The organism is Rhizobium hidalgonense (assembly GCF_002914525.1).
GTDB lineage: Bacteria > Pseudomonadota > Alphaproteobacteria > Rhizobiales > Rhizobiaceae > Rhizobium > Rhizobium hidalgonense.
The window spans coordinates 1-19,419 of record NZ_LODW01000093.1 but is presented as its reverse complement, the minus strand read 5'-3'; the positions used below and the strand labels follow the sequence as shown (position 1 = coordinate 19,419).

The window sequence follows — 19,419 nt, the reverse complement described above, 5'->3', positions numbered from 1 at the left end:
TTTGGTGAAGAAGCCCTTTGATGCACTCGTTCCAGCCAGCTCAGACGCAACGACCTGCGCCGCGCCCTGAACAGGGCGTTTTTCAGCGAGTGCCCATCAATATGCAGGGCCGGCTGATGCTGGCCAATTACGAGGAGTTCGAATGCATGGTGATCGACATGTCGCCTGGCGACATGTACGTCACCTGCCTCGGCCGGCCACGCGCCAACGAACGGGTCGTCGCCTATATCGACCATCTCGGCCGCGTTGAAGGTTATGTCCAGGCGATCGATGGCCGCGGCTTCACCATGTCGATCAACGCCACCGAACGCAAGCGCGAGAAGCTCGCTGCCCAGCTGACCTGGCTTGCCAACAAACACGAACTCGGCCTGCCGGAAGATCGCCGTCATGACCGTCTGACGCCACGCGACACCAATACCGAACTGACCCTCGAGGACGGCACACGTTATACCTGCCGTATCATGGACCTGTCGCTGTCGGGCGCCGCCGTCGACGTCGAGATGCGTCCCTCGATCGGAACTGCGGTGCGGCTCGGCAACATGCGCGGCCGCGTCGTACGCCATTTCGTCGAAGGCGTGGCGATCGAATTCCTGTCGATCCAATCCCGCGAGACGCTGCGCGAATTCCTCTGAAATTGCGAGCCGGTGCCGCGAATGCGCTTGCCGGTCGCACACCCGGTCAGGTCGTGTTGAAAAGCCTGGGTTTCATGGGCCAGATCTGCCGGCGGCAACGAATCCGGCTTTGGAAAGCCGAAGCGAAATCCTGTCGCAAGTCGTTCGTACCATTCAGCCATTGATATTATGAGTGGAACAACCTGCGACAGGCAGAACGATGTCAGCTCTCTATCCGGAAATCGGATCCCTGTGATTATGGCCGGCTCGACAATTTGATCTATCGGGCGGCCTGCGGCACGGCTGGTTTTCGGCAACTCCTGAGGATCGGTTCGATATCGAGGCGCCGCTGGTCACCGTCTGGGAACTCGCCGGCGTTTGGCCGCAAAGCAAGCTGTAGGTTCCTCAGCATGCCGCTTATTCCACCGCAAATCCCGATATGAGCGCCGCGAACGCTTCCGCCACCGATCGATTTCGCTCACTCCATCAAAAATAATTTTGCCGCCGGAAACTAAAATCCGAGCGATAGTCTGCTTTCGGGCGGGTCGAATCGGCCTATTCCGGCGGCATTGCCGGCCCGTTGCGCGCCGCCGGACTGTAATCGGCCTTTACCCGGCTTAATGAAAATCCTTAACGCCATGACGGCAATGCAAGCTTTTCGCCGGCGAAAGCCTTGTGGCGGATATTACAATTTTAATCGCTTTCGAGACAAATGCGCGTCGAATTTTATGCGCATTCGAGTTTGTTTTTAGTCAAGTTTTGCCGGCATTTGAATCAACTAAGCCTTTAATTCTATTGCGAAATTTTCCGTGAGATAAAAACGTCCGTGTCATTGTCGCCTCAACTTACGGGGAGACGGCAAATGACAACTGCAAACATCCTGAAAGGTGGCCTTCTGGCCGGTGCCCTCATGATGGCAATGTCGGGTTCGGGACAAGCGATGCCCGCCAGCATGGCCCTGGCCGGCAATGCCAGCCCGCCGATCGGACACTATGAATTCTGCAAGGCAAATCCGACGGAATGTGCCTTTGCCGGCGGCGACGCCGGGCCGGCCATCCTTACCGAGGATCGCTGGAAGGAAATCCTCAAGGTTAATTACACCGTCAATTCGACGATCCAGCCGGAAACGGATGAACAGATTTACGGCGTCGAAGAACGCTGGGCCTATCCAACGACTGTCGGCGACTGCGAGGATTATGCCCTGCTGAAGCGCAAGATGCTGATCGACGACGGCTTCTCGCCGTCCGACACGCTGATCACCGTCGTGCTGCAGCCGAACGGCGAAGGCCATGCCGTGCTGACGATCCGCACCGACCACGGCGACTTTATTCTCGACAACATGCGCAACAAGGTCCTGCTGTGGTCGGATACCGAATATACCTACCTGAAGCGTCAGTCCGCCGACAATCCGGCCCGCTGGTCGAAGCTCCAGGACGGCCGCGCTGTCGCGGTCGGTAGCGTCAAGTAAGAACAGCCTGCCGGCTCACGCCGGCAGCCTGCGGCCCGGTCAGTCCCCGCATTTCGTCCCGACCGGCGCCCGAGAGCCGTTCCCGCTGTCCCGGGGACGGCTCGCCCTTTTTGGCACAGGCTTTCGTCCGCGCGCGCCCCACAGCTGAAATCTTAGCGAATAATTAACCGTGCCGGTCTGATCATGCCGATCAGACTCATCATCGGCACCGGCGGCTCATGTTCCTCCTGCGGCGGACCGAAACACGAAGCACCCGCCATGAGCCACGCCGCGCACAGCGCACCCGACGAGCAGCCGCTTTTTTCCATGGGCTTTCTCATCCGCACAATGGCGGTGATATCAGTCCTTGCGGTGTTGACGGTTGCCATCAGCATCGGCGGCCGCTGGTTCGGCCGGCATATCTCGCTGGCTGGCAACACCGACAGCACGGCTGAAATTACGCTGGCCATCGGCCGCGATAGCGTGAAATTCCCCGAGAATGCCATCCGCTTCCCAAGCCAAAGGCATGACGGTGCGGTCGAGCGCGTCGATCTCTATCTCGCCTGGCCTGAAATGCAGGGCTACGGCAAGGAAAACCGCCTGCGATTCGACGATGTCTCCCAATCCTCCGGCCTGATCTTCCTGCAGATCACCCAGAGCACCATGTCGCGGGATATGTCCGGGCGGCTGGAGCCGATCTATTCGCATCTGCTCGAAGGGCCGGCCGAGCCATTCCGTGATGGCCTGACGCTGCATCGTCTTCGCGCCGACGCGGGTTACGGCGACGAAGTGCTGCTGACGGCACCCGTCAAGGGTGGGCCGGATTACGTCGTGCGCTGCATCTTGCCGTCCGTGCCGGACATGGCGGCGAGCGGCGATTGTCAGCGCGATATCAAGGTCGGCAGGGATCTCAGCGTTCTCTACCGGTTCTCAAGCAGCCATCTCAACGACTGGGAACATATTGATGCCGCTATCCGCACCTTTGTGGAGGTGCGCCTTATGAACCGTTCTGCGACAAGTCCCTAAAATGCTTCCCGGACAGAGAAATAAACGATTCATCATAAACGGATTGGTAACGCCCAATCGGTACATTCAAAAGACGGGCTGCGCTGCGGGAGGCGTGCCGTCCCGGCGCCCGATATCCGAATGCCAAATATCTGAAATGCAAGCGAAGAGTGGAATAGTGTCAAGGTCAGTCTCCTCCGTATCATCGTCCCGATCCGGCAGCTTTTTTGCAAAGCTCATGGCGATCCTTTCGGTGGCCCTCGCGGTCGTCCTGGTCGATTCGGTCAGTGCCGAAGCGGAAGCGGCGAATTCGAAATATGCGGGCATCGTCGTCGACGCCAAGACCGGCAATGTTCTCTACAGCGAGAATGCCGACCGGCTGCAATACCCCGCCTCGCTGACCAAGATGATGACCATCTACATGACCTTCGAGGCGCTGGAGCAAGGTCGTATCCGTCTCGATACGCCGGTTCCCTTCTCCGCCCATGCCGCGGCCCAGGCGCCGACCAAGCTCGGCGTTCGCGCCGGCGGCACGATCACCGTCGAGCAGGGCATTCTCGGCCTCGTCACCCTGTCGGCCAATGATGCCGCAACCGCGCTCGGCGAAATGCTCGGCGGCGGCAGCGAGGATCGTTTCGCCCAACTGATGACCGCCAAGGCGCATGCGCTCGGCATGACCCGCACCACCTATCGCAACGCCAACGGCCTGCCGAATACGGCGCAGATGACGACGGCGCGCGATCAGGCCCGTCTCGGCATCGCTCTCCGCCAGCATTTTCCGCAATATTACGGCTATTTCTCCACCCGCGCCTTCAAGTTCGGCACTCGCACGATCCGCAGCCACAACCGCCTCGTCGGTTCGGTGCGCGGCGTCGACGGCATCAAGACCGGATATACCCGCGCTGCCGGCTTCAATCTGGTGAGCTCCGTGCAGGTGGACGGCAAGTCGATCGTCGGCGTCGTGCTCGGCGGCGCCTCGACGCCTGCCCGTGATGCCCAGATGCGCAATCTGATCGCCACCTATCTGCCGAAGGCATCGAGCCGCGGCGGATCGTCGGCACTGATCGCTCAGGCGGCCCCTGCCCCGGCGATGATCGTAACACCGGCTCCGGTCATGCCGCAGAAGGCCCAGCCGCAAGTGGCAAAGACGATCACCGCAGCGCAGCCGCCGGTTTCGGCAGCCGCTGCCGATCTTAGCCTGCCGCATAAAGGCCCGTTGCCGGATGCCCGGTATCAGGTCGCCGAGACCGAGGTCGCCTATACCGAGACCGCTCAGCCGAAATCGGACAATCCGCTGATCGCCCAACCGATGCCGGCGCCGACCAAGGTCAAGACCACGACCTTCAAGGAGCAGGCATCGCTCTCCGTGCCGAAGCCGGCACCCGCTTCCACGCGGCTGGAACAGGGCGATACGGCGGTCGACAACGTCACCACCGCCTCGACCACCCCAACTACGGCGGCCGCTTCAAGTAACAATGGCCCGACCGGCTGGGTCGTGCAGGTAGGCGTTTCGCCGAGCCGCCAGATGGCCATGGATCTCCTGGAGAGCGCCAAGAGCAAGGGCGGCAAGGCGCTGTCCTCGGCAAAGCCTTTCGCCGTCGCCTATGCCGCTGGCGGTGACCAGCTTTACCGCGCCCGCTTCGGCGGTTTCGATGACCAGCGTGATGCGGTCAATGCCTGCAAGGCCTTGAAGAAGGCCGGCATCAAGTGCTGGGCGGCAGCCCAATGAGCTATTCGATGCTGCCAGCAAGATGGCCGGCGGCATCGGTAACGGCCGGAATCGGTGTTTGCGTTTCCGGCCATCGTTCTTGAACTCGATCAGTATTGCGTACGAGGAAGACAATGGCGATCAATGAGAATGTTCCGGGAATGCCTTCAGACCGCCGCATGACGGCCAAGGGGCGCTCTTCGCTGCATCCGTTGCACGAGGCGGCGATGCGCTTGGCCGAGATCGGCCTGCCGCGGCCGAAGGCGAAGTCTCCGAAGACCAGGGACCTCATCAATCTGCTGCTTTGCCACGGTGCCCGCGCCTGGCGCTATTCCCAACCCGAAGCCCGCATCCATCTGCATGTGACTTCGCAGGACGGCAGTGTGCCGGTGCAACTGCGCCTGCGCTGAGCGGCAGGCGTCCGCCTATAGAAAATCGGTTTTGATTTTCGGATGCGCAAATTCCGGAAAAGTGGAAAGCGGTTCTGTGCCTCCTGAAAAGTTGAACCGCTCTACAGAAGGCCAAGTTCCGTCAACTCACGGCGAAGGTCCGCGGGCATTTCGACGATGCCGGCGCCGAGGCTCATCAGGTCGCGCGGCACATCATCCTCAGTGTAATAACGCCAGCCCTGAAAGGGGCGCTTCGGCTGCACGGCCGTCTCGATGACCTCTGGGCCAAGCATCAGGCGGCATCGCGAAATGCCTTCGCCGTCGGTAAAGGTCTCAATGCCTAGCAGCTTCTGCCGCGCCTGCACCTGCCCCTTGATCACCCAGTAGAGCGAGCCGCCATCGAGCAGTTCCTCCATGCGTTTCGGCACCATGCGGGTCGTATGCACCGAATGTGGCTCGAGCCCGGCTGCGATGGCGCTGAGCGAGCGCTCCGCCACCCATTCGCGCAGATCGTCTATGGAGTCGGCGCCGACACAGAGTTTGATGAGATGCAATGCCATGCCGCCGTTGAAATCCTTTTGGCGGCGGGCGTCAAGCATTCAAAGCAATTCCAGAAAAAGTGTGAAGCGGTTTTCCCAGGCAAAGCGCGAAGCGTTTGCCGGTAATTGCGTGAAAACAAAAGGTTAGAGCGGTTCTCCGCTGGCATGAAGCGCTGACCGCTCTAACTCAGTCGTCCACAACTCAGCATTCGACGACGTTGACGGCAAGGCCGCCCGTGGACGTTTCCTTGTATTTCTCGCTCATATCGTGGCCGGTCTGGCGCATCGTCTCGATACAGGCATCGAGCGGCACGAAATGCTGGCCGTCGCCCTTGACGGCGAGTGACGCAGCAGTAACCGCCTTGACGGCACCGAGTGCATTGCGCTCGATGCAGGGAACCTGCACCAGGCCGGCGACCGGGTCGCACGTCATGCCGAGGTGATGTTCAAGCGCGATCTCGGCGGCGTTCTCGATCTGCTCCGGCGTGCCGCCCATCACGGCAGCAAGGCCAGCCGCCGCCATCGCTGCCGCCGAACCGACTTCGCCCTGACAGCCGACCTCAGCGCCCGAGATCGAGGCATTGTGCTTGATGATGCCGCCGATGGCCGCAGCCGTCAGCAGATAATCGCGGATGCCGTTCTGGTCCCAGTCCTCGTGGAAATGCTCGTAATAGCGGATCGTTGCCGGAATGACCCCGGCCGCCCCGTTGGTCGGCGCCGTGACGACGCGCCCGCCGGCGGCATTCTCCTCATTGACGGCCATCGCATAGACGGAGAGCCAGTCGTTGGCGAGCAGCGGGTTGACGCGGTTGCTGCGCCACTCCTCCTCCAGCTTGTCGTGAATCCTGCGGGCGCGGCGCTTGACGTTGAGGCCGCCCGGCATGATGCCCTCGACCTTTAGGCCGCGCTCGATGCAGGAGCGCATCGCCTCCCAGATGCGGTCGAGCCCCTGGTCGAGTTCCTCGCGGCTGCGCTGGCTCTCCTCGTTCGCCCGCTTCATCTGGGCGATCGACAGCCCGGAGCGCTCCGCCATATCGAGCATCTGTTTGGCGGTCGAGAAGGGATAGGGCACCCGTGTGCCGCCGGCGGCGTTCTTCTTCGCCCGCATCTGCTCCAGTTCGGTGTCGGTGACGACGAAGCCGCCGCCGACGGAATAATAGATGCGCTTGACGAGCAGCCGGCCGTCCCTATCGAAAGCGGAAAAGATCATGCCGTTGGCATGGCCGGGCAGCGGCTGTTTCTTGTCGAAGATCAGGTCGGTCTTCGGCTGGAACTGATAGGCGGGATGCCCCTCCGGGGTGATACGGCTGGTGCGCTCCACCGAATCGACGATGCCGTCCATTTTGTCGGGATCGACGCTATCGGGCGCCTCGCCCATCAGTCCGAGGATGACCGCCCTGCCCGTGCCGTGGCCGATACCGGTATGAGCGAGCGAACCGTGCAGGCTGACCTTGATCGCCACGACCTGCGCGCCCGAGGACGGGCGCGGCCATTCGTCCGACAGAATCAGCTGGAGAAACCGGGTGGCGGCCGACATCGGACCCATCGTGTGCGAGCTCGATGGCCCGACACCGATCTTGAAGACATCGAATACCGAGAGAAACATGGATATGCCTTCTAATTACGAGGATGCAAACTTAAGCGACGCCGGTTTTCAATCCGTGCGGGCCACCGACATCGCATGCAGCCGGTGCGACATTGTGGCTGGACATTAAAGCGATGAGGCCCACCTTACCAGTCATTGCAGCATTTCAATGCATATGTAAGGTGGCCGCACTTCATGCGGAGACTGAATCACTGTGACGACGGCGGATTATATCGCTCTGGCCTTCTTTGCCTGTGTCTGGACGGGCTATTCCTGGCTGCTGCATGGCCGCACCTTCTTCGGACGCACCAGCCTCACCCATGCGATGATCGAACGGCGACGGGAATGGATCTACAATTCGCTGCGCCGCGACCTGAAGATGATCGATACGCAGATCATGGCAGGCCTGCAGAACGGCACCGCCTTCTTCGCTTCGACTTCGATCTTCGCGTTGGGCAGTTGCTTCGCCTTGCTTGGGGCGACGGAGAAGGTCGACGCCGTCTTCGCCGACCTGCCCTTCGTCTTCCATGGCGGCCATGGCGTCTTCGAGATGAAGGTCGGCGGGCTGGCAGCGCTTTTCGGCTATGCCTTCTTCAAGTTCGGTTGGTCCTACCGGCTGTTCAACTATTGCACGATCCTGTTCGGCTCGATCCCGATGCTGCGCGACGCCGAGGCCGACATGATCGCCGCCGAGCGTGCCGCCGAACGCGTCATCCGGATGAATGTCATTGCCGGCAGCAATTTCAACGAGGGCCTCAGGGCGATTTTCCTGTCGATCGGCTATCTCGGCTGGTTCATCAACCCCTATGTCTTCATGCTGACGACAGCGATCGTCATCTTCGTGCTGGCGCGGCGGCAATTCTTTTCGCAAGCGCGGCTGGCCATCATGGATGCCGGCCCGCCATCGAAACTCACCCTTTCCGCCATTCGCCGCGACATGCCGTCGAACGACGGACGTGATTTGCCCGAGGGACTATGATGACATTGCCGGCAATCGAACCCGATGCGGCGGCAAGACCGCCGCGCATCGGCCTATTGGACACGGCGCGCGGCGTCGCGCTGATCGCCATGGCGAGCTACCATTTCAGCTGGGACATGGAGTTCATGGGTTATCTTGCGCCGGGCACGGCCGAGACCGGCTGGCTGAAGATCTATGCCAGGGCGATCGCCACGACCTTTCTCTTCATCGTCGGCATCAGCCTGGTGCTCTCGAGCAAGCCGGAGGTCCGCTGGCCTTCCTTCTGGAAACGTTTCGGCATGATCGCCGCGGCCGCCGCCGTCATCTCGATCGCCACGCGCATCGCCATGCCGAACGAGTGGATCTATTTCGGCATCCTGCATTGCATCGCGGTGCTGACGCTGATTGGCGTCGTTTTTTTGAGGTTCCCGCTCGCCATCACGCTGATCGCCACGATGGTGCTCATTGCCGCCTGGATCACCGATAATTTCGGTCCACCCGGCCTGCTGCGCTCATCCTTCTTCGATCCCAGATACCTCGCCTGGATCGGCCTTGCCGTGACGCCGGAACGCTCCAACGACTACGTGCCGCTGTTTCCCTGGGCCACGCCCTTCTTCGCCGGGCTGAGCCTCGCCTCGATCGCCCTCAGAACCAGGCTGCCGCAGCGGCTTGCCGCCTTGGGTACCGGCTCCCGGTGGACGGCAAGGCTCGGCCGCCACAGCCTGGCCTTCTATCTCATTCACCAGCCCGTGCTGATCGGCATTGCCTACGGGCTTTCCCTTCTTGTCCCGCCGCCGCAGCCGGATCCAACAGAAACTTACCTAAGGCAATGCAACTCCACCTGCGTCATGCAGCAAGGCGAAGCCCTCTGCCGCAGCTTCTGCCAGTGCACACTGGAGAAATTGCAGGGCCAAAGCCTATTGAAACCGCTGCAGGCAAACGAAATCGACGTACAGAAGGATGAACGGGTCCAGACGATCGCCGCCGAATGCAGCGCTGAGGCGGAATAACGGGTCGGCTCAGGTGGTGACGCCGATTTCCGCGAGGCGGCCGAGGCAGGCCTCTTCGATATTGTCGAGTTCCACCAGCGTGTCGTCGATATCCTTGCGCTTTTGGCGCAGGTCGTCGCGCTTCTCGTCGACGCGCTTCATCAGCAGCTTTAACTGACCGAGTTCCCCCGGCGGCTCCTTATAAACCTGGATAATCTCGCGGATTTCCGCAATGGTGAAACCGATGCGCCTGCCGCGGAGGATTTCCCCGATAAGCCGTCGGTCGGCCTGCCGGAAAAGACGGGTGCGCCCGCGCCGTTCCGGATGGATCAGTCCCTCGTCTTCGTAGAAGCGGAGCGTGCGCGTCGAGACACCGAATTCGCGCGTCAGCTCCGTTATGCTATAATATTTGTTCACCTGCATGTGTTCCCCGTCATGAACCGGCAATAATATTGACTTTTACGTAATAGTCAATTTTGCCGGCGGCTCAGATACCGAACCACCATGTGGCGATACCGAGAAAGGCGAAAAAGCCAGTACAGTCGGTCACCGTCGTCACGAAGACCGACGAGGCGATCGCCGGGTCTGCCCCGACCTTGTCGAGCAGCAGCGGCAGCAGGATGCCGGCCAGGGCTGCCGCCATCAGATTGATGATCATTGCCGCCGCGATCACCCCGCCGAGCTGATAGTCGTGGAACCAGGTACCGGCGATTGCGCCCATGATCGTCGCGAAGACGATGCCGTTGAGGATGCCGACGCCCGCCTCCCTGCGAATGATGCGGCCGGCATTGTAGATGTCGAGATCGCGGGTGGCGAGCGCCCGCACCGTCACCGTCATCGTCTGCGTGCCAGCATTGCCGCCCATCGACGCGACGATCGGCATCAGAACCGCAAGCGCGATCATCTTCTCGATCGAGGCGTCGAACAGGCCGATGACGCTGGCCGACAGCATCGCCGTGCCGAGATTGATCAAAAGCCAGAGGAAACGCGAGCGTGCCGTCGACAGCACATTGTCCGACAGCTCTTCGTCGCCGACGCCGCCGAGGCGCTTGATATCCTCGTCCGCCTCTTCGTGGATGACGTCGACCACGTCGTCGATGGTCAGCACGCCCACCAGTCGGCCGTTCTCGTCGACGACGGCGGCCGACAGAAGGTCGTACTGCTCGAAGAGCTGGGCGGCTTCCTCCTGGTCCATCTCGGCCGGGACCGGATGGTTGGTCTCGCGCATGATCTGCTCGATCTTCGTCTGACGCTTAGTGCGCAGGATCTGGTCGAGATCGACGGCGCCGAGCAGCTTGAAGGTCGGATCGATGACGAATATCTGCGAAAAGGAATAGGGCAGATCCTCCTCGTCGCGCATGTAGTCGATCGTCTGTCCTACCGTCCAGAACGGCGGCACGGCGACGAATTCCGTCTGCATGCGGCGTCCGGCAGAACTTTCGGGATAGTCGAGCGCCCGGCGCAGCCGGACCCGCTCGGTAAACGGCAGTTGCGCCAGGATATCTTCCCGATCTTCCTTATCGAGATCTTCGAGAATGTAGACGGCGTCGTCCGAATCGAGTTCGCCGATCGCGGCGGCAATCTGCTCGTTCGGCATCTGGTCGACGATCTCGCGGCGGATCGCCTCGTCGACCTCAGTCAGCGCCGTCATATCGAAATCTTCGCCGAGCAGGCGTACCAGCGCCAGGCGCTGATCCGGCTGGATCGCTTCCAGCAGGTCGCCTATTTCCGATTCATGCAGCCGGGCAACATTCTGGCGCAGGAACAGCGTGTCGCGGTCGGCGATCGCGGCGCCGACCAACGCCAGGAAATCGCTACGGACATTGCCGTCCTCGTCGTAAATATCGGCTTCCTCGTCCTCGGGACGTCTGCGGACGCGGTCTTCGCCATCGGTCGTCGTCATCTGCCGCCCTCGCATCTGGTTCGAATTTCAACGACTAAGCGCCGCATTCGCGAATGTCGGCGGAAAACATATTGTCAACAAGCAGATAAGCAAATCCCCGCGCGAGCTTCCCGCGGTCGGAATCCATGGCTCCTGCTAGCCCAAAGCATCCCTTCCGTAAAGCAGCAAACCTGCCGCTTGATGACAATGCCCGTGGCCGGCGATAGTTTCGCCGCGCATCCGACCCGAGGAACGCCGCCCCATGCCCATCCGCCCGATCCTGCGTTATCCGCATCCTGGCCTGAAGACCGTCTGCACGCCGGTGACAGTCTTTGATTCGTCGCTCGCCGAACTTGCCGACGACCTGCTGGCGACGATGCGCGCCGCGCCCGGCGTCGGCATCACTGCCGCCCATATCGGCGTCTTCAGCCGGGTGACGGTTCTGGAGCTCGACAAGTCAGACGGCCTGCGCCTCTACGTCAACCCGGAGATCATCTGGTTTTCGAAGGAGACGATGACCCATGCCGAAGGCAGCGTCTCGATGCCGGGAGCGACCGACGAGGTCACGCGGCCGCGATCGATCCGATTCCGCTATCAGGACGCCGAGGGCAGCATGCATGAGGACGTCGCCGACGGTTTCCTCGCCATCTGTATCCAGCATGAAGTCGACCAGCTCGACGGCATTTTCTGGCTGCAGCGCCTCTCGCGGCTGAAACGCGACCGGCTCGTGAAAAAATGGGAGAAGGCCGAGAGCTGATGATGCGAGCCGACAATTAGGGCTGACAAATCGCCGCCGCACCGAACCATTCGCCGCTACCGACGTTTCCAGCCAGAGAAACAAGGAGCGACCGCAATGGCAAGGATCGGTGACAAGACCCAGTTTTCCAGGGAAAAACCTGAACTTTCCCGTGAAGAAGATTATCGCGACCTGGAGGAACGCAACCTCGACGACGGCTGGCCCTACGCCGACGCCACCGGCGCCGACCCGGCCAACCGACCTTATGGCGAGACGGCGGCAAATTTCGACAGCGATCCCAATAAAGGCTTCCGGATCGACGGCACGGATGCAAACGGCAACGAGAACCGCCTGAAGGATTCGCTGCGCGCCGATACCATCGACCGCGATGAAAGCGACGACCTCGAAGCACGGGTGAACGATCACCTCGAAACCATCCCCGATGTCGACATGGACAGCATCGAGGTTCATGCGGACGGGCACATCATCACCCTGGAAGGCTCGGTCGAAACGATCGGCATCGCCCGTAAAGTGGAGCTCAGCGCGCTTTCGGTCGACGGCGTCCGCCATGTCCGCAACAAACTGCAACTGACCGGCGTCGATGCGCATATCCCGAACGAAGACTGATTCAAACACAGATATGGATAGGCGGCGGAGGGCGCCAATGCTTCCCGCTGCTGTGGTCTGCCGCCTTTTCAACATTACCAAAAGTTAACAATTCAAGATTGCATCGCAATTTGGTTCTGAGCGAGCCTTATTTAATCATTTTGCTTAGGCGGCTTGCGTAACGCGAACGTCAATTTCGGTGACAACACTGTGATTTCATTTGGACAAAACGTCGCGGCTGCGCCGTCGTTCCATCACAAAATTGCCTGAATTGGGGCGCGAACTCGGATGCGCCGAGGGTTGGTTTTATGTCGTGAAATTCAACAGTAGATTGAGGAGATAGACCCATGCGCATCAAATTTGCCCTCGCCGCGTCCCTGTTCGCCGTCAGCCTTGCAGGCGCTGCCTTCGCCCAGCCGGGCTATTCCGACGACTACACCAACGACAGCGACGGCTTTTCGCCAAGCCCGGTGTCGAAGCCGGCCCCCGTCCACTACAGCAACCGCAAGGCCGCGGCCTATTCCAGCGATTATACCAACGACAGCGACGGCTTCGCCCCGAGCGCAATGGCGGCGCCTGCCGTCGACAAAACAGCAACGGCGAGCATCGCCCCCTTGCCCCCGTGCCACAGCATGATCGGCCCCAAGGGCTCCCACACCAAGGGTGCCGACAGCGGTGCCTCCCGCACCGAAGCGTGCCGCGCGACGCATTGATGCAATTAAAGAAAGGGCCGGAAAACCGGCCCTTCTCTTTTTCAATCTGTTTTTCTGTCTTCAGAACACGAATGGAACAAGACGGTAGCGGGTCGTGGCCATGAAGGCCGTGTAAGCAGGATCCTCGCTGAGCAGACGCTCCTCCGCCAAGAGGCGGAAACATTGAGCGGCAAGCGCCGTCGCATAGATGGCAAAATTCCAAAGGCTCGGATGCACCAGGAAGAAGCCGATATGCGTCATCAGATAGCCCGCATACATCGGATGGCGGACAAATTTGTATGGTCCACCGATCTTGATGCCTCGATTGGCCGGCACCAGGCCAAAGCTTCGCCGCAATGATAGTTTTGAAGAGATCTGCAGGACAAAACCGAGTGCCATCACCGTCCCGCAGAGCGCGAGCGGTGCAAGCGGTTCTGTCGCGGCAGGAACGACAAGCAGCGGGAAGAGCGTGCCGATGGCGGTGACCATCCAGTCAAACGGACGAAGCGACGCACTTCTCGTTGGCCGACGCGTCAGGATGAGGAAGGCGGCGGCTCCCTCCGAAATAATCAGCAGGCAGTCGATGATTGCACGATTGTCCTGCATCTGTGGCAGGATACGCATGACGATCGCAACGAAGAAATAGCCGATGACGGCCTTTTCGACGATATCGAGAACGAAATGCATATCGAAGAACGACAAGCTCGCCGCTGTCTTTTTTTTCATTATTCGCAAGGCTTCCACTTCAAAGGCTGCGGTACCATATATGCGCGATCACTAATTACGGGTTAAGGCCCTCGTTCATATTTGACGGGCGGCGGTTCTTGCCTGCCGATTTCTTGCAGAGAATGGCGCGGCAGTGGCTGCCAATAAGCCGGATTTTACAAGCGATATTAATACCATGCGTCTGCCATTCCGCCGCGACGCAGGCTCCGCTCTCAGACGCAAATTGCCGGAGGCAAGTTGCCGTCCTGGAATATCACGTTTCGCTAATCGTTTCGCCGAAAACCGCCTCAAAGGCGGTGCGCAGCCGGATATCGACATCGGCCATCATCACCGGCAAGCCGAGATCGACCAGGCTGGTCACACCATAGGCCGAGATCCCGCAGGGCACGATGCCGCCGAAATGATCGAGATCCGGATCGACGTTGAGCGACAGTCCGTGAAAGGTTACCCATTTCCGCAGCCTTATACCGAGGGCGGCGATCTTGTCCTCGGCCATCGTTCCATCGGCAAGCAATGGCTTTTCCGGCCGGCGCACCCAGACGCCGACGCGATCTTCACGCCGTTCGCCGCGCACATTCATCATGTCGAGCGTGCGGATCACGACATCCTCAAGGGCGGTGACGAAGGCGCGCACATCCTGGCGCCGGCGCTTAAGGTCGAGCATCACGTAGGCGACGCGCTGACCGGGTCCATGATAGGTGTATTCACCGCCGCGCCCCGTCGCAAACACCGGAAATCGGTCTGGCTGGACGAGATCGCTCGCATTGGCGCTGGTGCCGGCGGTATAGAGCGGCGGATGTTCGACCAGCCAGACGAGCTCGTCACCGCCATCCGATATCACTGCAACCTCGCGCTCCATCGTCTCCACCGCCGCCTCATAGGCGACGAGACCGTCGGCGATGCGCCAGCGGACCGGTCGGGTGCCGGCTTGAGGAAGCATGGAGAATTCGAGATCGGTGCGAAGCATGGCTATTCCTTGCCGCCCTCCCCGAAATGCCTGCGAAAATGAGGGGCGGCAGGACCGCTATATGGACCCGTTTCGGGGGCAATTCAAATGCGATGACCGGTTTTTAAAAAAACTGTCATACCGCCCTTGTGCACCCCAAATGCTTTTGCTACATGCTGCCCCGCCGACGCAAATCGGCACCTACCACGATGCGGTCGTGGCGGAATTGGTAGACGCGCAGCGTTGAGGTCGCTGTGGGGCAACCCGTGGAAGTTCGAGTCTTCTCGACCGCACCATTCCCCTTCAGGGAAACGCTTTCTAAGCGACGATTTCGATTTCACTTCGAAATTATCTGCGGTTGCTCGGCTTGATTGCCTCGCCTTCTCATGGTTCATGGCGTCATCCCCGCAAGAATCGGCCGCCATGTCAGATCCCCATCAAAATTCCCTGCAGGGCATGGCCATCATGTCCGGCGCCATGCTGATCCTGCCGACCATGGACGCCATCGCCAAATATATGGCGACCTTCGAGGCGATGTCGCCGGGTCAGGTGACTTTCTACCGATTCTTCTTCCAGATCGCCTGCACCCTGCCGATTCTCTTCGCCCTTTTCGGGCTGAAGGCGCTTTCGGCCAAGCGGCCATGGATGAACCTGCTGCGCGGCGTGCTGCATGGCGCTGCAAGCCTGCTATTTTTCGTCGCCGTCAAATACATGCCGCTTGCCGACGTCTTCGCAATTTATTTCGTCGAGCCCTTCATGCTGACAGCCATGTCGGCACTGTTCCTCGGAGAGAAGGTCGGCTGGCGGCGCTGGATGGCGATCGTAATCGGTTTCGGCGGCGCGATGATCGTCATTCAGCCCAGCTACGAAATATTCGGCCTGAAGGCGCTGCTGCCGGTCGCCTGCGCCTTTTTATTCTCGCTCTATCTGTTCCTCAACCGCGCCATCGGCGAGGCCGATTCGCCGCTGACCATGCAGACGATGGCCGGCATCGGCGGAACGGCCTTCATGGCCGCCGCCCTTCTCGTCGGCAGCAGTTCCGGCAATGCCGATTTCGCCGTCTCGCTGCCCTCCTCCGGTCTCGGTCTTGTCTTGCTCCTCGCCCTCGGTTCGATCTCGGGTTATGCGCATATGCTGGTGGTCCGGGCTTTCCGCCTCGCGCCGCTGTCCCTGCTTGCGCCGTTCCAATATTTCGAGATCATTTCAGCGACCGTTCTCGGCTATGCGCTGTTCAACGATTTCCCGAGCTTTTCCAAATGGATCGGCATCTTCATCATCGTCGCATCGGGCCTCTTCATCATCTGGCGCGAGCGGCTGACGGCGCAATTGCTAAAATCCACCTGATCCCGGGAATATCGGATTAACTCCGCTTCTTGAGGGATCGTCAATTCGCAGACGGTAAAACTGTCTCCGGCTTCATGATGAAGCCTGGAGTTAAAACATGAGCGAATTTCGTCTCGCTTTTCCGGCCTGTGTGGTGGCCGGCAAGCATCGGCTGACGGCCGAAGATATATTGCTATTGCGCAAACATGCTTTTCCCGAGGGCATCCGGACGTCCGACGATGTCGTGGCGATGTTGGCGCTCAATAATTCCTGCCCTGAAAAATGTGCCGCCTGGAACGCTTTCTTCGTCGAGCAGCTCGCCGGCTTCGTTGTCCACTACACCTATCCGCAGGGCTCGCTGGATGAAATTAACGTCGCCTGGATCAGGCGCATGTTCACGACAGACGGTGTCGTCAACTCGGCGCTGGAGCTCGAGCTCATCCTGCATGTCATGGAGATCTCGGCCGATGTCCCGGGTGAATTGAGAGCGCTCGTGCTTGATCAGCTCCGTCTGGCGATCACCGACAATATCGGTGGCTACAAGCTGTCGCGCGCCGTAGACCGCCGCAGCATTACCCGCCAGGACGTCGATTTCGCGATGCGCATCTTCAGAAGCGTAGCCGAAAGCGGCATCATCCCCGTTTCATCGGTCGAATACGGCGTGCTCCAGCAGATCGAGCAGGCGACGCTGTCCGGCGCCAATCATCCGCACTGGGCCGGCATTATGGCCGCCGCCGAGCTGCGTGACTATGCAGAGCCGCGGCGTAGCCGCTGGCTGCGCATCGTCGACGAGGAACTTGTCGCGGAAGCGGCTGTCGCCTGAAGCTCCTCAAGCCTGCCTGATGCTCTTTAAGCCTGATTGTGCGTTCCGGTGTTTTGTGCGTAAAACTCCGGAACGCATTTCTGGGTGGAGTCTCGATGTTCAAGAAAATCCTGATCGCGAATCGCGGCGAAATCGCCTGCCGCGTGATCAAGACTGCGCGCCGCATGGGCATTTTGACCGTAGCGGTCTATTCGGATGCGGATCGGGACGCCCTGCATGTAGAGATGGCCGATGAGGCCGTGCATATCGGCCCGGCTACCGCCTCCGAGAGTTACCTGGTAGCCGAAAAGATAATTGCCGCCTGCAAGGCCACCGGCGCCGAAGCGGTGCATCCGGGCTACGGCTTCCTGTCCGAGCGCGCCTCCTTCTGCGCTGAACTGGAAAAGCAGGGAATCGTCTTCATCGGCCCCAAGCCGAAGGCCATCATGGCGATGGGCGACAAGATCGAATCGAAGAAATTCGCCAACGCCGCCGGCGTGTCCACAGTGCCCGGCCATCTCGGCGTCATCGAGGATGCCGCCCATGCGGAAGTGATCGCGGGCGGGATCGGTTATCCCGTCATGATCAAGGCATCGGCCGGCGGCGGCGGCAAGGGCATGCGCATCGCCTGGAATGAGGCCGAGGTGCGCGACGGCTTCGAACGCGCCCGCTCGGAGGCGAAGAGCTCCTTCGGCGACGACCGCGTCTTCATCGAGAAGTTCATCGTCGAGCCGCGCCACATCGAGATCCAGGTGCTGGCCGACGCGCATGGCAACGTCGTCTATCTCGGCGAGCGCGAATGCTCGATCCAGCGGCGGAACCAGAAGGTGGCGGAAGAGGCGCCCTCGCCCTTCCTCGACGAAAAGACCCGCAAGGCGATGGGCGAGCAATCAGTGGCGCTGGCCAAAGCCGTCGATTACCAGAGCGCTGGCACCGTCGAATTCATCGTCGACCGCGACCGCAATTTTTATTTCCTCGAAATGAACACCCGCCTGCAGGTCGAACATCCCGTCACCGAACTGGTCACCGGCATCGATCTCGTCGAGCAGATGATCCGTGTCGCAGCGGGAGAGCCCCTTCCCCTCACCCAGGAGGACATCAGGCTCGACGGCTGGGCGATCGAAAGCCGGCTCTATGCCGAAGACCCCTACCGCAATTTCCTGCCCTCAATCGGCCGCTTGACACGCTACCGCCCGCCGGCCGAAGGCCGGACCGGGAATGTTGTGGTCCGCAACGATACCGGCGTCTTCGAAGGCGCCGAGATCTCGATGTATTACGATCCGATGATCGCCAAGCTCTGCACCTGGGCGCCGACGCGGCTGGAGGCGATCGAAGCCATGGGCCGGGCGCTCGACGGCTTCGTCGTCGACGGCATCGAGCACAATGTCCCGTTCCTGTCGGCGCTGATGAAACATCCGCGCTGGCGCGAGGGCCGGCTTTCCACCGGCTTCATCGCCGAGGAATATCCAGCCGGCTTCGCGCCGATGGAACCGGACCGCACGGAAGAGGCCGTACTTGCCACCATTGCGCTGTCCGCCTCGCTGATCGAAACGAACCGGCGCGAGCGTTTCTCCGATCGCCTGCGCGCCGCATCGGGCGCGCTGCGCGAACATTGGGTGGTCAAAACAGGAGACAGCCATGTCGCTGTCAGATTGCTCGACGGCCTCGTTACCATCCCCTTCGATATGGAGATGGCGATAGAGGGTGAGAACAGCAGCATTGTCACCGATTGGAGACCCGGCGATCCCGTCTGGAGCGGCAAGGTCGGCGGCCGCGATATCACCGCACAGGTCCGCCCTGTCCTCAACGGCTTGCGCATCGACTGGCAGGGGCTTTCGGTGACGGCCAAGGTCTTTTCGCCGCGTCATGCCGAACTCGACAGGCTGATGCCGGTGAAGCTGCCTCCCGATACGTCCAAGCTGCTGCTCTGCCCGATGCCCGGCCTTGTCGTTTCCATCGCGGTCGCCGAGGGCCAGGAGGTCAAGGCCGGCGAAACCCTGGCGATCGTCGAGGCGATGAAGATGGAAAACGTGCTGCGCGCCGACCGCGATCTCGTCGTCTCCAAAATCAATGCCGCGGCCGGCGAAAGCCTGGCCGTCGATGCGGTGATCATGGAATTTGCCTGAGCGGAAAAGGCCGCCGGGCCGTTTTCGCTTGAGCGCGGCTCGCCGGCCGTGCCAAGGTCAGCCCAATAAAATTGTCAGGGAGATTGTGACGATGGACGTTCGCGCCGCCGTAGCCGTTCAGGCCGGCAAACCGCTGGAAGTGATGACCGTGCAGCTGGAAGGACCGCGGGCCGGCGAGGTGCTGGTCGAGGTCAAGGCGACCGGCATCTGCCACACCGACGATTTCACCCTGTCGGGTGCCGATCCGGAAGGCCTCTTCCCCGCCATTCTTGGCCATGAGGGCGCCGGCATCGTCGTCGATGTCGGGCCGGGTGTCACCTCGGTGAAGAAGGGCGATCACGTCATCCCG

19 protein-coding genes, 1 tRNA gene and 2 pseudogenes are annotated in these 19,419 nt (G+C 60.8%); 16 read left to right on the top strand and 6 right to left on the bottom strand.

From position 1 onward, the window contains the following. The first annotated feature begins 20 nt into the window (after positions 1-20). The 6 genes and pseudogenes from ATY29_RS27925 to ATY29_RS27900 all read left to right on the top strand — a co-directional run bounded on the left by ATY29_RS27925 (position 21) and on the right by ATY29_RS27900 (position 5,181). Complete coding sequence (locus tag ATY29_RS27925; RefSeq protein ID WP_003572978.1) at positions 21-632, top strand: PilZ domain-containing protein; 612 nt, start codon at positions 21-23, stop codon at positions 630-632. Between the two features lie 301 nt (positions 633-933). Beyond that, a pseudogene (locus tag ATY29_RS37965) lies at positions 934-1,107 on the top strand (prolyl aminopeptidase); the annotation flags it as partial. A 366-nt stretch (positions 1,108-1,473) separates the two neighbouring features. Continuing rightward, on the top strand, positions 1,474-2,079 hold the full coding sequence (locus tag ATY29_RS27915) for a transglutaminase-like cysteine peptidase (protein ID WP_003572976.1): 606 nt from the start codon (positions 1,474-1,476) through the stop codon (positions 2,077-2,079). Positions 2,080-2,297: 218 nt separating this feature from the next. Next, positions 2,298-3,084, top strand: a pseudogene (locus ATY29_RS27910) (hypothetical protein). Between the two features lie 136 nt (positions 3,085-3,220). Further along, positions 3,221-4,792 carry a D-alanyl-D-alanine carboxypeptidase gene (locus ATY29_RS27905; protein ID WP_025416228.1) on the top strand — a complete coding sequence of 524 codons (1,572 nt, stop codon included), beginning with the start codon at positions 3,221-3,223 and terminating at the stop codon, positions 4,790-4,792. Between the two features lie 113 nt (positions 4,793-4,905). Further along, the gene (locus tag ATY29_RS27900; protein WP_003572970.1) at positions 4,906-5,181 is read left to right on the top strand and encodes a hypothetical protein; all 276 of its coding nucleotides are present in this window, start codon (positions 4,906-4,908) and stop codon (positions 5,179-5,181) included. A gap of 101 nt (positions 5,182-5,282) precedes the next feature. On the opposite strand, the gene ATY29_RS27895 is transcribed toward ATY29_RS27900, so the two are convergent. Further along, positions 5,283-5,720: a DUF1489 family protein gene (locus tag ATY29_RS27895; RefSeq protein ID WP_003579422.1), complete on the bottom strand. Its 438-nt coding sequence runs from the start codon at positions 5,718-5,720 to the stop codon at positions 5,283-5,285. Positions 5,721-5,901: 181 nt separating this feature from the next. Beyond that, positions 5,902-7,305, bottom strand: a complete 1,404-nt coding sequence (locus tag ATY29_RS27890; RefSeq protein WP_097533434.1) for an L-serine ammonia-lyase — start codon at positions 7,303-7,305, stop codon at positions 5,902-5,904. Between the two features lie 193 nt (positions 7,306-7,498). On the opposite strand from ATY29_RS27890, the gene ATY29_RS27885 reads away from it, so the two are divergent. Next, positions 7,499-8,263, top strand: a complete 765-nt coding sequence (locus ATY29_RS27885; protein ID WP_003572965.1) for a DUF599 domain-containing protein — start codon at positions 7,499-7,501, stop codon at positions 8,261-8,263. Next, complete coding sequence (locus tag ATY29_RS27880; protein ID WP_003572963.1) at positions 8,263-9,252, top strand: heparan-alpha-glucosaminide N-acetyltransferase; 990 nt, start codon at positions 8,263-8,265, stop codon at positions 9,250-9,252. Before ATY29_RS27885 ends, ATY29_RS27880 begins: the two co-directional genes overlap by 1 nt. Before the next feature lie 9 nt (positions 9,253-9,261). Here the strand turns inward: ATY29_RS27880 and ATY29_RS27875 are convergent, their stop codons facing one another. Together ATY29_RS27875 and mgtE are read right to left on the bottom strand one after the other, a co-directional pair. Further along, complete coding sequence (locus tag ATY29_RS27875) at positions 9,262-9,654, bottom strand: MerR family transcriptional regulator (RefSeq protein WP_037092749.1); 393 nt, start codon at positions 9,652-9,654, stop codon at positions 9,262-9,264. A gap of 64 nt (positions 9,655-9,718) precedes the next feature. After that, entirely contained in the window at positions 9,719-11,134 is a 1,416-nt protein-coding gene (mgtE, locus tag ATY29_RS27870) for a magnesium transporter (RefSeq protein WP_003572959.1), read from the bottom strand. A gap of 241 nt (positions 11,135-11,375) precedes the next feature. Between mgtE and ATY29_RS27865 the strand changes: the two genes are divergently transcribed. The 3 genes from ATY29_RS27865 to ATY29_RS27855 all read left to right on the top strand — a co-directional run bounded on the left by ATY29_RS27865 (position 11,376) and on the right by ATY29_RS27855 (position 13,168). After that, on the top strand, positions 11,376-11,870 hold the full coding sequence (locus tag ATY29_RS27865; RefSeq protein ID WP_003572956.1) for a peptide deformylase: 495 nt from the start codon (positions 11,376-11,378) through the stop codon (positions 11,868-11,870). Between the two features lie 96 nt (positions 11,871-11,966). Continuing rightward, positions 11,967-12,476: a BON domain-containing protein gene (locus ATY29_RS27860; RefSeq protein WP_097533432.1), complete on the top strand. Its 510-nt coding sequence runs from the start codon at positions 11,967-11,969 to the stop codon at positions 12,474-12,476. 326 nt (positions 12,477-12,802) lie between these two features. Further along, a complete protein-coding gene (locus tag ATY29_RS27855) occupies positions 12,803-13,168 on the top strand; it encodes a hypothetical protein (RefSeq protein ID WP_097533430.1) in 366 nt (121 codons plus the stop codon). Positions 13,169-13,228: 60 nt separating this feature from the next. On the opposite strand, the gene ATY29_RS27850 is transcribed toward ATY29_RS27855, so the two are convergent. After that, positions 13,229-13,873: a methyltransferase family protein gene (locus tag ATY29_RS27850; RefSeq protein WP_097533428.1), complete on the bottom strand. Its 645-nt coding sequence runs from the start codon at positions 13,871-13,873 to the stop codon at positions 13,229-13,231. Positions 13,874-14,126: 253 nt separating this feature from the next. Then, on the bottom strand, positions 14,127-14,846 hold the full coding sequence (gene lipB, locus ATY29_RS27845) for a lipoyl(octanoyl) transferase LipB (protein ID WP_025416234.1): 720 nt from the start codon (positions 14,844-14,846) through the stop codon (positions 14,127-14,129). Positions 14,847-15,030: 184 nt separating this feature from the next. Between lipB and ATY29_RS27840 the strand changes: the two genes are divergently transcribed. The 5 genes from ATY29_RS27840 to ATY29_RS27820 all read left to right on the top strand — a co-directional run. Continuing rightward, positions 15,031-15,115: transfer RNA gene (locus tag ATY29_RS27840), tRNA-Leu, on the top strand. Between the two features lie 97 nt (positions 15,116-15,212). Further along, positions 15,213-16,163, top strand: a complete 951-nt coding sequence (locus tag ATY29_RS27835) for a DMT family transporter (RefSeq protein WP_193550376.1) — start codon at positions 15,213-15,215, stop codon at positions 16,161-16,163. Between the two features lie 97 nt (positions 16,164-16,260). Then, a complete protein-coding gene (locus ATY29_RS27830; RefSeq protein ID WP_025416235.1) occupies positions 16,261-16,965 on the top strand; it encodes a hypothetical protein in 705 nt (234 codons plus the stop codon). A gap of 95 nt (positions 16,966-17,060) precedes the next feature. After that, a complete protein-coding gene (locus ATY29_RS27825) occupies positions 17,061-19,070 on the top strand; it encodes an acetyl-CoA carboxylase biotin carboxylase subunit (RefSeq protein ID WP_097533424.1) in 2,010 nt (669 codons plus the stop codon). 91 nt (positions 19,071-19,161) lie between these two features. Beyond that, on the top strand, positions 19,162-19,419 hold a 258-nt coding region (locus ATY29_RS27820), incomplete at its 3' end, for an alcohol dehydrogenase catalytic domain-containing protein (RefSeq protein ID WP_165779367.1).

Bases quoted from the DNA above. Each gene is read 5' to 3' on its own strand.
- ATY29_RS27925 (WP_003572978.1), top strand. From the start codon at position 21: ATGCACTCGTTCCAGCCAGCTCAGACGCAACGACCTGCGCCGCGCCCT.
- ATY29_RS27915 (WP_003572976.1), top strand. From the start codon at position 1,474: ATGACAACTGCAAACATCCTGAAAGGTGGCCTTCTGGCCGGTGCCCTC.
- ATY29_RS27905 (WP_025416228.1), top strand. From the start codon at position 3,221: ATGCAAGCGAAGAGTGGAATAGTGTCAAGGTCAGTCTCCTCCGTATCA.
- ATY29_RS27900 (WP_003572970.1), top strand. From the start codon at position 4,906: ATGGCGATCAATGAGAATGTTCCGGGAATGCCTTCAGACCGCCGCATG.
- ATY29_RS27895 (WP_003579422.1), bottom strand. From the start codon at position 5,720: ATGGCATTGCATCTCATCAAACTCTGTGTCGGCGCCGACTCCATAGAC.
- ATY29_RS27890 (WP_097533434.1), bottom strand. From the start codon at position 7,305: ATGTTTCTCTCGGTATTCGATGTCTTCAAGATCGGTGTCGGGCCATCG.
- ATY29_RS27880 (WP_003572963.1), top strand. From the start codon at position 8,263: ATGACATTGCCGGCAATCGAACCCGATGCGGCGGCAAGACCGCCGCGC.
- ATY29_RS27875 (WP_037092749.1), bottom strand. From the start codon at position 9,654: ATGCAGGTGAACAAATATTATAGCATAACGGAGCTGACGCGCGAATTC.
- mgtE (WP_003572959.1), bottom strand. From the start codon at position 11,134: ATGACGACGACCGATGGCGAAGACCGCGTCCGCAGACGTCCCGAGGAC.
- ATY29_RS27865 (WP_003572956.1), top strand. From the start codon at position 11,376: ATGCCCATCCGCCCGATCCTGCGTTATCCGCATCCTGGCCTGAAGACC.
- ATY29_RS27860 (WP_097533432.1), top strand. From the start codon at position 11,967: ATGGCAAGGATCGGTGACAAGACCCAGTTTTCCAGGGAAAAACCTGAA.
- ATY29_RS27855 (WP_097533430.1), top strand. From the start codon at position 12,803: ATGCGCATCAAATTTGCCCTCGCCGCGTCCCTGTTCGCCGTCAGCCTT.
- ATY29_RS27850 (WP_097533428.1), bottom strand. From the start codon at position 13,873: ATGAAAAAAAAGACAGCGGCGAGCTTGTCGTTCTTCGATATGCATTTC.
- ATY29_RS27835 (WP_193550376.1), top strand. From the start codon at position 15,213: ATGGCGTCATCCCCGCAAGAATCGGCCGCCATGTCAGATCCCCATCAA.
- ATY29_RS27830 (WP_025416235.1), top strand. From the start codon at position 16,261: ATGAGCGAATTTCGTCTCGCTTTTCCGGCCTGTGTGGTGGCCGGCAAG.
- ATY29_RS27825 (WP_097533424.1), top strand. From the start codon at position 17,061: ATGTTCAAGAAAATCCTGATCGCGAATCGCGGCGAAATCGCCTGCCGC.